At 76.5% G+C, this 15,035-nt stretch carries 14 protein-coding genes; 9 read left to right on the forward strand and 5 right to left on the reverse strand.

Annotated features, from left to right (window positions below; all coding sequences use genetic code 11):
- The first annotated feature begins 9 nt into the window (after positions 1–9).
- A complete protein-coding gene (locus CP974_RS27730; RefSeq protein ID WP_051840154.1) occupies positions 10–942 on the forward strand; it encodes a polysaccharide deacetylase family protein in 933 nt (310 codons plus the stop codon).
- Between the two features lie 221 nt (positions 943–1,163).
- Here CP974_RS27730 and CP974_RS27735 read toward each other — a convergent pair whose 3' ends face one another.
- Positions 1,164–1,841, reverse strand: coding sequence for a class F sortase (locus tag CP974_RS27735; protein WP_031136716.1), 678 nt, complete (start codon positions 1,839–1,841; stop codon positions 1,164–1,166).
- A gap of 380 nt (positions 1,842–2,221) precedes the next feature.
- On the opposite strand from CP974_RS27735, the gene CP974_RS27740 reads away from it, so the two are divergent.
- Positions 2,222–2,746, forward strand: coding sequence for a hypothetical protein (locus CP974_RS27740; protein ID WP_031136718.1), 525 nt, complete (start codon positions 2,222–2,224; stop codon positions 2,744–2,746).
- Between the two features lie 156 nt (positions 2,747–2,902).
- Here CP974_RS27740 and CP974_RS27745 read toward each other — a convergent pair whose 3' ends face one another.
- The 3 genes from CP974_RS27745 to CP974_RS29850 all read right to left on the reverse strand — a co-directional run bounded on the left by CP974_RS27745 (position 2,903) and on the right by CP974_RS29850 (position 5,063).
- Positions 2,903–3,430 carry a hypothetical protein gene (locus CP974_RS27745; protein ID WP_031136719.1) on the reverse strand — a complete coding sequence of 176 codons (528 nt, stop codon included), beginning with the start codon at positions 3,428–3,430 and terminating at the stop codon, positions 2,903–2,905.
- Positions 3,431–3,595: 165 nt separating this feature from the next.
- Positions 3,596–4,360, reverse strand: coding sequence for a bestrophin-like domain (locus CP974_RS27750; protein ID WP_031136721.1), 765 nt, complete (start codon positions 4,358–4,360; stop codon positions 3,596–3,598).
- Positions 4,361–4,445: 85 nt separating this feature from the next.
- Positions 4,446–5,063, reverse strand: a complete 618-nt coding sequence (locus tag CP974_RS29850; RefSeq protein WP_224354487.1) for a hypothetical protein — start codon at positions 5,061–5,063, stop codon at positions 4,446–4,448.
- A 527-nt stretch (positions 5,064–5,590) separates the two neighbouring features.
- Between CP974_RS29850 and CP974_RS27760 the strand changes: the two genes are divergently transcribed.
- The 6 genes from CP974_RS27760 (at position 5,591) to CP974_RS30780 (ending at position 13,311) form a co-directional block, all read left to right on the forward strand.
- The gene (locus CP974_RS27760) at positions 5,591–6,403 is read left to right on the forward strand and encodes an SAM-dependent methyltransferase (RefSeq protein WP_031135280.1); all 813 of its coding nucleotides are present in this window, start codon (positions 5,591–5,593) and stop codon (positions 6,401–6,403) included.
- Positions 6,400–8,568 (forward strand): putative bifunctional diguanylate cyclase/phosphodiesterase, encoded by a 2,169-nt coding sequence (locus CP974_RS27765; protein WP_031135282.1) that lies wholly within the window; start codon positions 6,400–6,402, stop codon positions 8,566–8,568. Before CP974_RS27760 ends, CP974_RS27765 begins: the two co-directional genes overlap by 4 nt.
- A 393-nt stretch (positions 8,569–8,961) precedes the next feature.
- On the forward strand, positions 8,962–10,626 hold the full coding sequence (locus CP974_RS27770) for a PP2C family protein-serine/threonine phosphatase (protein ID WP_031135284.1): 1,665 nt from the start codon (positions 8,962–8,964) through the stop codon (positions 10,624–10,626).
- Positions 10,623–11,741: a cobalamin B12-binding domain-containing protein gene (locus tag CP974_RS27775; protein ID WP_031135286.1), complete on the forward strand. Its 1,119-nt coding sequence runs from the start codon at positions 10,623–10,625 to the stop codon at positions 11,739–11,741. Before CP974_RS27770 ends, CP974_RS27775 begins: the two co-directional genes overlap by 4 nt.
- Entirely contained in the window at positions 11,731–12,144 is a 414-nt protein-coding gene (locus CP974_RS27780) for an STAS domain-containing protein (protein WP_078915833.1), read from the forward strand. The genes CP974_RS27775 and CP974_RS27780 overlap by 11 nt, the downstream gene beginning before the upstream one ends.
- 372 nt (positions 12,145–12,516) lie before the next feature.
- The gene (locus tag CP974_RS30780) at positions 12,517–13,311 is read left to right on the forward strand and encodes an ATP-binding protein (RefSeq protein ID WP_150485870.1); all 795 of its coding nucleotides are present in this window, start codon (positions 12,517–12,519) and stop codon (positions 13,309–13,311) included.
- 3 nt (positions 13,312–13,314) lie between these two features.
- Here CP974_RS30780 and CP974_RS27790 read toward each other — a convergent pair whose 3' ends face one another.
- On the reverse strand, positions 13,315–14,205 hold the full coding sequence (locus CP974_RS27790; RefSeq protein ID WP_031134928.1) for a LysR family transcriptional regulator: 891 nt from the start codon (positions 14,203–14,205) through the stop codon (positions 13,315–13,317).
- Between the two features lie 97 nt (positions 14,206–14,302).
- Between CP974_RS27790 and CP974_RS27795 the strand changes: the two genes are divergently transcribed.
- Positions 14,303–15,034 (forward strand): succinate dehydrogenase cytochrome b subunit, encoded by a 732-nt coding sequence (locus CP974_RS27795; RefSeq protein ID WP_078915808.1) that lies wholly within the window; start codon positions 14,303–14,305, stop codon positions 15,032–15,034.
- The last annotated feature ends 1 nt before the right edge of the window (position 15,035 follow it).

Below are 15,035 nucleotides of genomic sequence, written 5' to 3' on the forward strand. Positions count from 1 at the left end.
GCATTGGTCATGAAAAAGGACCAGATGCCTACCGGGCGGCGGATGGTGCTGCGCATCGCCGCCGCGCTCGGGGCCACCACCACCGTCGGCCTGTTCGGCCTCGGCCGGGAGGGCGCGCCCGGCACGGGCACCACGGCGGCGCCCGCGCGCCCGTCCCCGCCCGGCACCTCCCCGCCCGGCACCCGCGCGCCCACGGCGCCCACCGCGCCCGCACCGGCCGGCGGCCCCGCGGTGGGCCCGGCCGCCGGGTCGGCGAACCGCCCGATGGCCCCCTCCCCGTACCGGCTCCAGCCCATGACCTCCCACACCCCGCCCCGCCTCCAAGGCGCCCGCGCCCTGCCGCCCGTGCGGCAGCGGCCGTTCCTGCGGGTCGCCGGCGCGGGCAACACGATGGTCCTCACCTTCGACGACGGGCCGGACCCCCGCTACACCCCGGCCATCCTCGGCACCCTGCGCCGGTACGGGGTGCGCGCCATGTTCTTCGTCTGCGGCGAGATGGCCGTCCACCACCCGGACCTGCTGCGGGAGATGGCCGACGACGGGCACGTCGTGGGCAACCACTCCTGGTCCCATCCGCTCATCCCGAAGCTGAAGCCCTCCCGCATCCGCCACGAGCTCGGCGCGACCAGCGAGGTGATCGAGCGGTCGCTCGGCTCCGCCCCCCTCTGGTACCGCGCCCCCTACGGCGCCTGGAACCGGCACTCCTTCGAGATCGGCGCCGAACTGGGCATGGAACCGCTCGCCTGGACCGTCGACACCCTCGACTGGAAGGAGCCGGGCACCGCGACCATCGTCGGCCGCGTCCTGGACGGCGCCGCGCCCGGCGTCATCGTGCTCTCCCACGACGCGGGCGGCGACCGCTCGCAGAGCGTGCGCGCCCTGCGCACCTACCTGCCGCGCCTGATCGACGAGGGGTACCACCTCACCGTGCCGCGCCGCTGACCCGCCCGGCGGGGCCGGCGCGACCGGCCCCACCGGGGCCGCGGACCCGTCGGACGGGACCGAACCGGCCGGGCGGCCCGCCGGCCGGGCCGGCACGGCCGCCCGGCCGGCCGCCCCCGCGTCGGCCGGCGCCGCCGCCCCGTCGCGACGCGGAGCCGTTCCCGGCCGTACCGCGCCGCCGCCCCGCCCGCCGCGGCGGGGCGGCGGCGGGGCGGGGGCGTTCAGCGGGTGGCCACCAGCCGGGCGTAGACCACGACGTTGCCGTCGTAGCCACCGGCGCGCGAGTACCCGCCGCCGCAGGTGATCACCCGCAGTTCGGGGTGGCCCGTGTCCCCGTAGACCCGTACGCCGGGGAAGTCGTCCTTGTCGTACACCTCGACGCCGTACACCTGGAAGACCGCCACCCGCCCGTCGTACCGCGTCACCTCCACCCGCTGTCCGGGCTTCATGGTGCCCAGCGTGTAGAAGACCGCGGGCCCCGTCTCGTTGTCCACGTGCCCGACGATCACGGACGTGCCGGACTGGCCCGGCGCGATGCCGTTCTGGTACCAGCCGGCCAGATTCGGGTCCTGCGGCGGGGGCGCGCTGATCCAGCCCTGGCTGTCGAGCCCCACGTCGATGACGGGCGCGTCCACCTTCAGCGCCTCGATCCGCACGCGGGACGCGGGCGCGTACTCCAGGGGGCGCAGCCCGGCCGCCGGCTTCGGCGCCGCGACGGTGCGCCCCTGCTCGGCCGAGACCGCGCCCACCGGCTGGGGCGGCCCGGACGACACGTCCACCCCGTTGCGGACCATGGCCAGACCGGTGAGCATGACGAGCGCCAGCGCCCCCCACGGCTGGCGCCCCCTGATCACGTCCCAGGCGCTCCGGTCCCCGGCGCCTCTGCGCTCCAGGCCCATGCTTCTCCCTTCGTGGCCTCCTCCGGGCACGGTAAGCGCGGCCCGCGCACCCGGCGATCACAGCGCGGCGAACGGGTGGCGGCCCGCCGGACGGGTGGCGCACGCCCCGGCGGGCGGGTGCCTCGGGGAAGGCCGTCACGTCGGCGGACGGGTGATCGTCCGTCCGGGTCCTTCCGCACGCGGCCCCTGACGAGCCGTGACCTGCGGGACCGTCAGCCGCGCCGCGCGCCGTCCGGGCGTGTCGCCTCACCGGGGTGGCGTAGGTGGCGCGAACCCGGAATGCGGCGGTCCGGATCTCCGGTGAGGGTGCGTCATGGAAGGCGCATCCGTCGATTTCCCGGAGCACCGCTTTGGGGGCGTCTTCCGCTGGAGGTTCAACGATGCGTGCTTCACGCGCCCTCGCGGTGGCCGCCACCGCATGCGCGGTGATCGGGTTCACGGCCCCGATCGCCGCCGCCACCGACCACGACAGCCACACGGGCACCGGCGGCAACGGCGGTATCGCTCCGACGAACGTCACGGTCTCCCCGACCCACGTGCACCAGGGCGGCGCCCTGGCGGTGAGCGTCACGGGCTGCTCCCGCGGCGGTGTCGTCACGTCCAACGCGTTCCCGAAGACGGCTCTCACGTACAACACCTCGGGCAACTCCGCCGCCTCGCCGCGGATCTACGACCACGCCACTCCGGGCCGCTACAACCTCGCGGTCCGCTGCACCGGCAGCTCGCGCGTCGCCACCGCCTCGTTCACCGTCATCCGCGGCCGCGGCACGGAGGGCGGCCTCGGCGGCTCCATGGCCCCCAGCTCCACCGAGATGGCCGTCGGCGCGTCGATGGTCGGCGCGGCGGCCCTGGGCGGCGCCGTGTTCGTCAACCGCCGGCGCCGCATGAGCGGCGGAAACGCCTGACCGGCCGAACCTCCCGGTCGGCCGAGTACGCCGGTCGCCCCGGGTCCTGGCGCGGGACTCGGGGCGACGGGCGCTCTCGCCGCCGGTGTGCACGTACCACCGGCGGAGGACGGCGGGGGAGCGGGGCGGGGGAACGGCGGTGTGGTGGGTGCGGGGTCAGTGGCGGCGGCCCGCGGCGGTGGACCGGCGGCGGACCACGAACACCGTGCCGGCGACCGCCGCGGCGACCAGGGAGCCGCCCGCGGCCAGCTCACCGGCGTCCCAGGTGCCGACGCTGCCGCCGAGACCGCCCCGGACGCCCGAGGGCGTGGTGGTGACGGTCGCCGTGCGGGTCACCGTCGGGACGGACGTCGAACTGGTCGTCGCGGACGCGATGGTGAGCTGGGCGGTGCCGGGCGAGCCCCCGGCGCAGGTGAAGGACACCGTGTAGGAGGCGCCCCGCCGGGCGTCCCAGTCGACGGTGGCCAGCGCGGAGCCGCCCGCCGGGATCGTCACGGTGTCGAAGACCCCGGACGCGGCCATGGCGGTGCCCGAGCAGCCGGGCGCGGCGAGCACCACCCGGCCGCCCGGGTTGACGGTCGAGGGGGAGACGGTGAAGGGGTCCACCGCGGCCGCGGGCGGCGCGGTGAGGGCGAGAGCCGCCGCTCCGAGCAGAGCGGCGGAAGCGGCACCTATCGCACGCATGGAATCAGTCCTCCGGTCCGAGGGGCAGGGGCGGAAACGGCTTCCGCGACGGTTGACGGACATGGCCCTCTATGACCGGAACGCTAGGAGCGCCCTACCACACCCGCGACCCCGGACGGGCGAACGGGGCATTCCCTCACCCGGTCGGTCCACCCACGGGCCCGCTCAGTCGCCGAGATGCGGGAAATGGTGCAGGAACGGCTCCGTCGTCGCCGACACGCCCCGCCCGAACGGCGCGTCGATGGACCAGATCAGGAACAGCAGGAAGGCGATCAGCGCGCTGTACAGGCCGGCGAGCAGCAACTCCCGGAACGTCCGGCGGATCTGGAGCGCGAAGATCAGGCCCACCGCGACCAGCGCCCCGGCGACCAGCCCGAACCAGACGACCCCCGGCATCGTCGCGCCCGCCGAGTCGGCCCGCAGGCCGCGCGCGTCGTCGGCCGCCGCCACCTGGTCCACCAGCGGCTGGTACGCCCCCGCCTCGTGCGCGTCGGCCGGACGGTACTCCGACACCGTGCGCCGTACCCGCCCGAGCAGTTCGTCGCCCCGCGGGGTCACCTCGCCCCGCTCGGCCATGGCCCGCCACTCGGGGCCGACCACGTGCCGCACGTACGCGTCGACGTCCGCGCCGATCCGCTCCCGCACGCCGGCGGGCCACACCTCGGAGCGCGCCACCACCTCGTGCAGCGCCTGCGCCTCCAGGCGGACGCTCTCCTGGGCGGCGCCGCGGCCCTCCCAGACACCGGCGATGGCCAGGCCGAGGACGATCGCGTAGACCACGCCGATCATCATCGTCATGTACTCCATGACGTCCGGTGTCTGCGTCGGGTCGTCGTCCTCGCCGACGCGGCGGTGGTTGATGACGACGATGGCCAGCACGACCGCGCAGGCGGCGGCCATCGCCAGGGTGAGGGCGAGCCATTGCGACATGTGTCTCCTTGTCGGGTGTCGGGTGGCGGGTGGCGGTGCCGGTGCCGGCGCCGGTGCCGGTGTCGGCGGCGGTGCCGTGCCCGGCTCAGCGGGAGCGCGGGCGCAGGACGGCCGCGGCGAACACGGCGGGTGCGGTGAGCAGCAGCATCAGCGACACCATCGACGGCCCCCGGCCGGCCTGCGAGCGCCGCACGCCCCGGTAGCCGGGCGGCGGCGGGACGGGCAGGGGGCCGGGCGCCGCGCTGTGCCACGGCCCGGGCGGACGGGGCGCGGGCGGCGCGGGCAGGGCGGGCGGCGGCGCGGGCGCCGCGGGGACGGAGGGCGGGGGGAGCGGTGGCAGGGGATCGGCCGGGCGGGCGGGGGGCACGGGCGCGGGCGCCGGGGAGGGCGGAGGGCCGGGTACCGGGGCGGGGGCGGGGGTCGCGGGCGGCGACGGCGCGGGCGACGGCGAGGGCACGGGGGCGGAGGTGGGGGAGGGGACGGGCGTGGAGGTGGGGGAGGGGGACGTCGATGGGGAGGGTGGCGGGGGCGGGGTGCAGCGGGCGCCGCCCGCGACGGCCACCGCGTCCGTACGCCCGCCGGGTCCGGTGGTGGCGTGGGCGCAGCTGTGCGCGGACGCCGGACCGGTCAGGGCGGGGGAGAGGAGGAGCGGCCATACGAGCGCGACGCTCGCCGACACCCGTAAGGCCAGGGATCCGTACACGCCGAGGAACATGATCTGATCAACGACGGCCCGCCCGTGGAAGCGCGGGCAGTCCCCCGATGGCGGCACGCTCCGAACGCCCGTCCGGCCGCCGGTCCACCCGCCCGTCCGTCCGCCCGCCCCTGCTCCCGTCCGGGCCGGTCACCGCCGGCCGCCGTGTCCGACGGTGAGCCCGGGGGCCGGAGGGGTCCCGGACCACCCGCCGCGAGGTCCGGGGCGTCACAGGGCTCACGTCAACGACGCGTGTTCGAAAGGGACTTGCCGCCTCACCGCACGGACGGGCGGTCGGCCGGGGCGCCGGGGTAGAGTGCCCCGCGCGCGACGCGGACCGGCCGGCGTCCCGTCAGGCCACCGGCGGCGGGCCGCCGCCGGACCGCCGGCCGGTCCGCGCACGTGCCGGTGGCCTGTGACGAAGAACGGATCGCATTTTTCCGTTTCCCCTCGCCCTCCCGGCGGGCGATCAGTAGCCTCGGCTCGAACACCGGCCCGCTTCAAGGCCGAACACCGTGGCGACTGTTGGAGATTCGATGGACCGTCCCGCCTGGGCCCCGCCGGGCATCGACCTGTCGGTGCCGAGCGTGTCCCGCATCTACGACTACTACCTGGGCGGCTCCCACAACTTCGAGGTCGACCGCGAGGCCGCGCGCAGGGCCATGGAGTTCCTGCCGGGCCTCCCCAAGATCATGCAGGCGAACCGGGCCTTCATGCGCCGCGCCGTCCGCCACGCCGTCGGCGAGGGCGTCACCCAGTTCCTCGACATCGGCTCCGGCATACCGACGTTCGGCAACGTCCACGAGGTCGCCCGGCAGGCCGCCCCCGACGCCCGCGTCGTCTACGTCGACCACGACCCGGTCGCGGTCGCCCACAGCAAGGCCGTCCTCGACGGCGACGACCGCGCCGACATCGCCGCCGCGGACCTCCGCAAGCCGCACGACATCCTCAACAGCCCCGAGGTGGGCCGCCTCCTGGACCTGGACCGGCCCGTGGCGCTGCTCCTCGTCGCCGTCCTGCACTTCCTGGAGGACGCCGACCGGCCCTACGACGCGGTCGCCACCCTCCGCGACGCCCTGGCGCCCGGCAGCCTCCTGATCCTCACCCACGCGTCGTTCGACGGCATCCCCGTCCCGCAGGAGCAGGCGGGCGGCACGGTCGGCGTCTACCGCGACATCAGGAACCCGCTGGTCATGCGCTCCCGCGACGAGGTCGCCCGGTTCTTCGACGGCCTGGCGATGGTCGAGCCCGGCCTCGTGTCGATGCCGCACTGGCGGCCCGACACCCCGCCCGAGCAGGAGGATCCGTACGCCTTCTCGGGCTTCGCCGGGGTGGGGCGCAAGGGGTGAGCACGCCGGCGCAGGTGTCGGGTTCCACGGCGGAACCCGACGGCCTGGAGGACAGACTCCAGCGGTTCGCGACCATATGGAGCCGGGCCATCTTCCCCGTCACGGCGACGTCGATGACCCGCACCGAGTTCGAGCAGCACCTGCTGCCGCTCGCCGAGCGGCTCAGCGCCGCCCTGCGCGCCCGCCCCTTCGACGTGGCGCCCGCCCAGGCGGTGGGCGCCGCCCTGGTCGCCGCCCACTGCACGGACCCGGACGCCCTGAGCCGCACGCTCGGCGTCGTCGACTCGTACCTGGTGCTCTACTGCGGCACCGGCGCGGACACGCCCGCCGACGACCTGCGGGCCCGCTGCGCCCGCCTCCAGCACGCCCTGGCCGCCGGGTTCGCGCGGGCCCTGCGCGAGCGGACCCTCAGCGAGCAGGAGGCCATCGCCCGGTCCGCGCTCGCCGCCCGCGCCTTCGCCGAACAGGCCCTGCACGCCACGGAGGCCCGCTTCCGCGCCGTCTTCGAGGACGCCGCCATCGGCATCGGCATCGCCGACCTCGACGGCAACGTCCTCGACGTCAACGGGGCGCTCACCCGCATGTTCGGCGGCCTGGAGCAGGTCGTGCGCGGCCGCAAGGTCACCGAGTGGGTCCACCCCGAGGACGCGCCGCACGTCTGGAACCTGTACGGCGAGCTCGTCCGCGGCGAGCGCGACCACTTCCGCGTCGAGAAGCCGTTCTACCGCTCCGACGGCACCGTCCTGTGGACCAACCTGACCGTCTCCCTGCTCCGCGACCCCGAGGGCCGCCCCCAGTACCAGCTCGCCCTCATGGAGGACACCACCGAGCGGCGGCTGCTCAACCTGCGCCTGCGCTACGAGGCCACCCACGACGCGCTCACCGGGCTGCCCAACCGCACCCTGTTCTCCGAGCGGCTGGAGAAGGCGCTCACGGCCGGCGAGGACAGCCGCTTCGGCCTGTGCTACCTCGACCTGGACGGCTTCAAGGCCATCAACGACAGTCTGGGCCACGCCGCGGGCGACCGGCTCCTCGTGGAGGTCGCCGACCGGCTGCAGACCTGCGCCACCGCGCCCGGCGAGATGGTCGCCCGGCTCGGCGGCGACGAGTTCGTCGCGCTCACCACCGGGCCCCGCGTCACCGAGCGGGACGCCGAGGAGCTGGCCGGCCGCATCCTGGCCGCCCTGTCCACCCCGATCAGCCTCGACGGACGGGAGATCACCGTGCGGGGCAGCATCGGCATCGTGGAGGGCCGCGCCGGCGAGCGCGGACCCGCCGACGTGCTGCGCAGCGCCGACATCACCATGTACCGGGCGAAGTCGGCGGGCGGCAACCGCTACGAGCGGGCCGACCCGGAGGCCGACGCCCGCGCCATCACCCGGCACGGCCTGACCACCGCCCTCCCGGCCGCCCTGGACCGGGGCGAGTTCTTCATCGAGTACCAGCCCCTCATCCACCTCGGCGACGGCACCGTGCACGGCGCCGAGGCCCTGGTCCGCTGGTGCCACCCGCAGCACGGGGTGCTCGGGCCCGACCGGTTCATCCCGCTCGCCGAGCACACCGGCCTGATCGTCCCGCTGGGCCGCTGGGTCCTGGACGAGGCGGTCCGGCAGGCCCGGTTCTGGAAGCACCGCCACGCCGACGGCGGCCCGCTGCGCATCAACGTCAACCTGTCGCCCACCCAGCTCCACCACCCCGGCCTCGTCGGCGACATCACCGACGTGCTGGACCGCTCGGGGCTCGCACCGGGCGCGCTGTGCCTGGAGGTCACCGAGTCCGCCCTCATCGGCGCCGACGAGGACCTGCTCAAGCCGCTGCGGCAGCTCGCCGAGATGGGCGTCGACATCGCGCTGGACGACTTCGGCACCGGCTACTCGAACCTGGCCAACCTCCGCCGACTCCCGGTGAGCGTCCTCAAGCTCGACCGCTCGTTCACGCGGGGCATGCAGCAGCACCCGGCCGACCCGGTCGACATGAAGATCGTGGAGGGCATCGTCTCGCTGGCGCACAGCCTCGAACTGGCCGTCACCGTCGAGGGCGTGGAGACCGCCGCGCAGGCCGAGCAACTGCGCGCCCTGGGCTGCGACACCGCCCAGGGGTGGTACTACGCCCGCCCCGGCGCCCCCGACCGCATCCACTCCCTGGTCCTCGCCGACGCCGTCTGAGGGCCCGGCCCGCCGCGCCGGTGCGGGGGCGGCGCCCCGGCCGGGCCCCGGCCCGCCGGGGTGAGGCCGCACACACCGCCCGTGCGGCCCGGGGGACCGGCGCTTCGGTGCCGGGGACGCGGGCGGCCCGCCTGCGGGGCGGGTACGGGGTGGCCGCGCGCGGGCCCGCACGGCCGCGGGCACCGGCGCGTGCGGCCCCGCTCGCACCGCCGCGTGCGCCGCCGCCCGTCACCGGATGCGGGCGCCCCTGTGGAATCGGCCACTCCGCTCCCTGTGGCCGAACGGTGAGGACCGGCGGGCACGAGGTTGATCCGCGCGTGCGACTGAGGGAAGGTGGGGGAATCCTGTCTTCCAGTGGAAGGTGATCGGCCCCGCGGCGCGGGGACCGGAGATATGGAGAGTTGCGAAGGCCCCCCGCGCTCGGCGCAGGGCCTGATGTCGTCCGTGGGCGCCTCCTGGTTGAGGGCGCCCTACCCGGCCATGGTCGTGGACACCGCCGGAACCGTCGTGGAGGCGAACGCGCGGGCCGCCGCCCTGTTCCCCGGGGCGGTGCGCGGAGCGCGGCTCGCGGACGCGGCGCCCGACTGGCTCGTGCGGGGGCACCGGAGCACCGGCCCCGGCGCCGCGCGGCGGGCGGGACCGGCGGGGCCGGTCCGCGGACGCCACGGGACCCGGACCCTGGAGGCCCACCCCACACCCGGCGAGGGCGGCCACACCGTGTGGTGGCTGGTCGACGACACCGACCGGTCGCAGGCCCAGGCGGCGCTCCGCAGCGAGCAGGAGCGCACCGCGTTCCTGGCGGACGCCTCCTCCCGGCTGCTGGCCTCCCTGAACACGGAGCGGTGCATGGAGGTGACGGTCGGCATGGCGGCCGAGCACCTGGCCGACGCCGCCGTCCTCGTGGCGCCCGGCGCGGGCCGGCGCCACCCGCTGGCGGTCGCCGCCGGCGGCACGGTCACGCACCGCACGGCGCGGATCGACCCGTCGGCCGTGCCCGGCCTGGCCGAGGCCCTGCAGGGCTTCCCGCCGGTCCCGTCGCGCTGGATCGACCCGGCGGCGCTGCCCGACTGGGCGGTGCCCGAGGCGCTGACCGGCCCGGTCGGGTCGGTGGCGGTCACCCCGCTGCCGGGCCACGGCGTACCGGCCGGGGCGCTGATCCTGCTGCGGCGCGGCGACCACGCCGCCTTCGACGCCTCGGAGGAGGTCTTCGCGCGGATCTTCGCCGCGCGGGCGGGCATCGCCCTGTCCGCCGCCCGCCTGTACACGGAGCAGAGCGGCATCACGGCCACGCTCATGGCCGAGCTGCTGCCCCCGGCCCTGCGGCAGGTGCACGGGGTCGAGTACGCCGGCGGCTACCGCGCCTCCAAGGAGACCGAGCGCGTCGGCGGCGACTTCTACGACGTCCACCCCGGCGCCGGACCCGACGACGAGACCCTGGCGGTCCTGGGCGACGTGTGCGGCAAGGGACTCCAGGCCGCCGTGCTGACCGGCAAGATACGCAACACCCTGCAGGCGCTGCTGCCGCTGGCGGACGACCACGGCAGGCTGCTGTGCCTCCTCAACGGCGCCCTCCTCAGCAGCCACCACACCCGCTTCGCCACCCTCGTCCTCGCCTCGGTGCGGCGCAGCGGCGGCGTCACCCACCTGCGGCTGACCAGCGCCGGCCACCCCGCCCCGCTGATCCTCCGCCAGGACGGCACGGTCGAGGAGGCCGACACGTCCGGCACCCTGGTCGGCGCGCTGCCCGACCTCCGGTCCACCACCGCCCACGTCGACCTCCAGCCCGGTGAGACCTGCCTGCTCTACACCGACGGCGTCACCGAGGCGAGGGGCGGCCCGCTGGGCGACGTCATGTGGGGCGACGAGCGCCTGCGGGACACGCTCGCGGAGTGCGCCGACATGCCCGCCGAAGCCGTCGTCGAGCACATCCAGCTCGCCGCCGCCACGTGGACCGGGGACCACCGCCAGGACGACGTCGCGGTCATGGCGATCACCGCGCCCCGTACGACGCACCTGACAGCGGTGGACGGCCACACACGGGGCAGGTACACCGCATGAGCGAAACGACGACCACGTCCGCGACGGACGACGAGACCCTGCTGGCCCGCGCCCGCGCAGCGCTGTGGCAAGCCGTGAGCGCCGGGGACGAGCCCGCCGCCACGCGGGCGGTGTTCGCCGCCCTCGACGACGGCGCCGCCACCGAGCACGTCCTGCTGGAGGTCATCGCCGCCGTGCAGAACAGGGTCGGCGAGGAGTGGGCGGCGGGGCGCCTCACCGTGGCCCGGGAGCACGCCGCCACCGCCATCCACGAGCGGGTCATCGCCGCCATGGCCCACCACGCGCCGGCGCCGCCGCCCGGCTCCGCGGGGGCGGTGACCGTGGCGTGCGTGGACGGCGAGTGGCACGCCCTGCCCGCACGGCTGCTGGCCGAGGTGCTGCGCCACCGCGGCCACCGGGTCGACTTCCTCGGCGCCCACGTGCCCACCCCGCACCTCATCGCCCACCTGCACCAGACCGCCCCCGCGGTGCTGGCGCTGTCCTCCTCCCTCCCCACGCGCCTCCCGGCCGCCCACACGGCGATCACCGCGGTGCAGGCCATCGGCATCCCCGTCCTCGTGGGCGGGGCCGCGTTCGGCGCCGACGGCCGCCACGCCCGGCTGCTGGGCGCCGACGCCTGGGCCCCGGACGCCCGCGCCGCGGCGGACGTCCTCGGCCGCGGCCTGCCGCGCCCCTCGCCCGGCGCCGCCCGGCTGACCGTGGACGACCTGCCGCACCTGGGCGACCAGGAGTACACCCTGGTGATGCGGGACAGACGGGGACTGGTGAGGGACACACTGACGGCCCTGGAGGAGCGGCTCCCGGCGATGCGCGCCTACACCGGCGCCCAGCGGGAGCGCACCGCCGAGGACATCGCCCACATCGTCGACTTCCTCGCCGCCGCCCTCTACACCGACGACGACCGGCTGTTCACCGACTTCCTGCTGTGGACCGGCGACGTCCTGGAGGCGCGGCGCGTCCCCGCCCGCTACCTCGACCCCGCCCTCGCCGCCATGACCGAGCACCTGAAAGACTTCCCCCGCACCCTGGCCCTCCTCGCGCGGGGCCGCGCCGCGCTGCGCGCGCGTGATACTCGTCCCCCCGTCCCCGGCCCCGCCTCTCACCATGAACGCTGACCGATACGACTACCTCGACCTGGTGACGACCGTGGACGGTTCCGGCGTCGCCCGCATCCGCCTCGGCGGCGAGCTCGACTGGGAGACCGCCGACGACCTCACCGCGGCCGCGCGGTCCTGCCTGACCGCCGACCCGCCGCCCCGGCGGCTCCGCCTGGACTGCGCCGGGCTCACGCTCTGCGACTCGCTGGGCCTCGCGGCTCTGCTCATGATCCACCGGAAGGCCGGCGAGACCGGGACGCCGCTGCACCTGGACAACCGGCCGCCGCTGCTCGACCGCCTCCTGGAGCTGACCGGCACGGCGTACCTCTTCGCGACCGCGGAGGAGGCGGGCGGCCGGATGGCCGCGGCCGAGCAGGCCGCCGCCACGCGCCCCGCGCCGCCCCCGCCCCCGTCCTCGTAGCAGCGGGGCCACCGCCCGCCGCACGTACGGGCCCCCGCCCGCCGCCGGGCAGGCTCCGGACGCCCGGCGCGCCCCCGCCCGGGTACCGAGGGCGCCGGAAGCCCGACGTCCGGGCCACCGGACGTCCCCGACGGCCGGACGCGCGAGGTCGCCGACCGGGCGGTGGACGCCCCGAGGGCCGGGTCGTACGGGCCCACAGGTCGACTCACCGGCGGCGCGAGGGGAGAATACGGGCAGGGCGACGCGGCCCCGGGAGCCACGCGGCAGCGGGGCGGCGGCGATCCGGACCACGCCGCCCGGCGCCGGGTCACCGGGGACGTGAAGGAGCCCCACCACGGGTCATGACCGGCACCGGAGCACCGCGGGAGGAACATGACGGCCGCCGAGCACCCCGCCGCACACCCGGCGGGGCAGCCCCCCGCCCGCGCCACCGGAGGCGGACCGCGTCCCACCGGGGGCGGGCCGCCCGCCGCCGCCCCCGTGCCGGAGCGGCCCCCCGCCCACTCCGCCGCGGACGCACGGCACCCCACCACCGACGGGCGGCAGCCGCCCCCGGAAGGTGCACCCGCCGAGGCGCGGCCGCCCACCGCCGCCGGGCCGCCCACCACCCCCGAAGCGCGGCCCCCGACCGCCGCCGGGCCGTCCACCAGTGCCTACGCGGGGCCGCCCACCGCCGCCGGGCCGTCCACCAGTGCCTACGCGGGGCCGCCCACCGCCGCCGGGCCGCCCACCACCCCCGAAGCGCGGCCGCCCACCGCCGCCCGGCCACCCGGCGACCCCGCCGACGGCCGGCACCGCGCCGTCGCCGCCGCGCGGGCCCGTGTGCGCGACCTCCTGCGCACCCGCGCGGCGGGCCCGGTACCGCCGCGGGTCGAGGACGACGTCCTCCTCGTCGTCACCGAGCTGGTCACCAACGCCGTGCGGCACGGCGGCGGCGTCACCGCCTTCCACGCGGAGCTGGACGGCGACGGCGGCGACCTCACCGTCGAGGTCACCGACGCCTCCCCCGCGCCGCCGCGCACCCGGCCGCACGGCGACGACCGCGCCGCCGCGCCCGGCGGGTTCGGCTGGCCCCTCGTCCGGCGGCTCAGCCACCGGGTCGCGGTGACGCCCGCCCCCGGCGGCAAGACGGTCCGGGCCGTCCTGCGGCTGGGCCCCGGGGCCTAGTAGCTACCCCGGCGGCACCACCGAGCGCAGCAGCACCCGCTGGAGTTCGCGGGCCGCGCGGGGCGGGGCCACGTCGCTCCGGTGCGCCAGCGCGACGGTGCGGCGCAGACCCGGCGGGGCCAGGGCGGTGACCCGTACGTCGCGGCCCGCGCGGGCCGCGACCATGCTGGGCACCACCGCCACGCCGAGGCCCGCCCGCACGAAACCGAGGACCGCGTCCATCTCGCCGCCCTCCACCGTGAACGACGGCTCGAACCCCTCCGCCCGGCACGCCGCCACCGTCAGCTCCCGCAGGTCGTACCCGTGCCGGAACATCACCATCGGCCGGCCCTGGAGGTCCGCGATGCGCACCGGGCGCCGGGGCGCCTCCTCCGCCGCCGACGAGACGACGACCAGGTCCTCCTGGAGCAGCTCCACCGTCGTCAGCGCGGGCGACTGCGCCGGCAGCGGCAGCACCACCAGGGCGAGGTCGAGCGCGCCGCGGGCCAGCCCCCGCACCAGGTCGTGGGAGCCGCCCTCCTCGATCAGGATCCTGATCCCCGGGTAGAGGTCGTGGAAGGCCCGCAGCACCTCCGGGAGCAGCCCCGTGCACAGGCTGGGCGTCGCCCCCAGGCGCACCCGCCCGCGCCGCAGCCGGGCCAGCTCGTGCACCTCCTGCCGGGCCGTGTCGGCGTCGGCCAGGATGCGCCGGGCGAGCGGCAGCAGCGCCTCCCCGGCGTCGGTCAGGGCGATGTTGCCCCGCGCCCGGCTGAACAGCTCGGCGCCCAGCTCCTTCTCCAGCGCCCGGATCTGCTGCGAGAGCGAGGGCTGGGAGACGTGGACGCGCTCGGCGGCGCGGGTGAAGTGCCGGGTCTCGGCGACCGCCACGAAGTACACGAGCTGCTGGAACTGCATCAGCCCAGCATAGGCCGGATCGATAGACAACGCCTATGAAGATCAGCCCGGCCATGTCTTGGACCACTGGGGACGGTCGGCCCTAGCCTCGGGACCCATGGCTCTGGCATCGCGGACGCACCCCTCGGGGACGGAGCGGACATCCTCCCCCAAGCGCCCTCCCCGGCGCACCTTCCTCGGATCGACCGTCGGCAAGAAGGCGGTCATGGCCGTCAGCGGCCTGATCCTCCTCGGCTACCTCGTCGCCCACGTGGTGGGCAACCTCAAGGTCTTCTTCGGACCCGGCGAGTTCAACGCGTACGGCCACTGGCTGCGCACCATGGGCGCCCCGGTCCTCCACCACGGCTGGGCCCTGTGGGGCGTGCGGATCCTCCTCGTCGCCGCCGTGGTCGCCCACGGCGTGTCGGCGTTCCAGCTCAGCCGCATCGACCTGCGGGCGCGGCCCGTCGGTTACGTCCACAAGCGGCGCCGGGCGAGCTACGCGACCCGCACCATGCGCTGGGGCGGCGTCATCATCGCCCTCTTCGTCGTCTGGCACCTGCTCGACCTGACCACCCTCACCGTCAACGCCAACGCCCAGCCGGGCCACCCGTACGAGAACGTCGTCGCGACCTTCTCCACCTGGTACGGCAACGTCATCTACATCGTCGCCATGCTCGCGGTCGGCCTGCACGTCCGGCACGGCTTCTGGAGCGCCGCCCAGACCCTCGGCGCGGGCAGCGCCCGCCGCGACCGCGCGCTGAAGGGCGCCGCCAACGCCCTCGCCCTGGCCCTCACGGCGGGCTTCGTCGCCGTGCCCGTCGCCGTCATGACCGGAGTCGTCAGCTGAC

The organism is Streptomyces fradiae ATCC 10745 = DSM 40063, from assembly GCF_008704425.1.
GTDB lineage: Bacteria > Actinomycetota > Actinomycetes > Streptomycetales > Streptomycetaceae > Streptomyces > Streptomyces fradiae.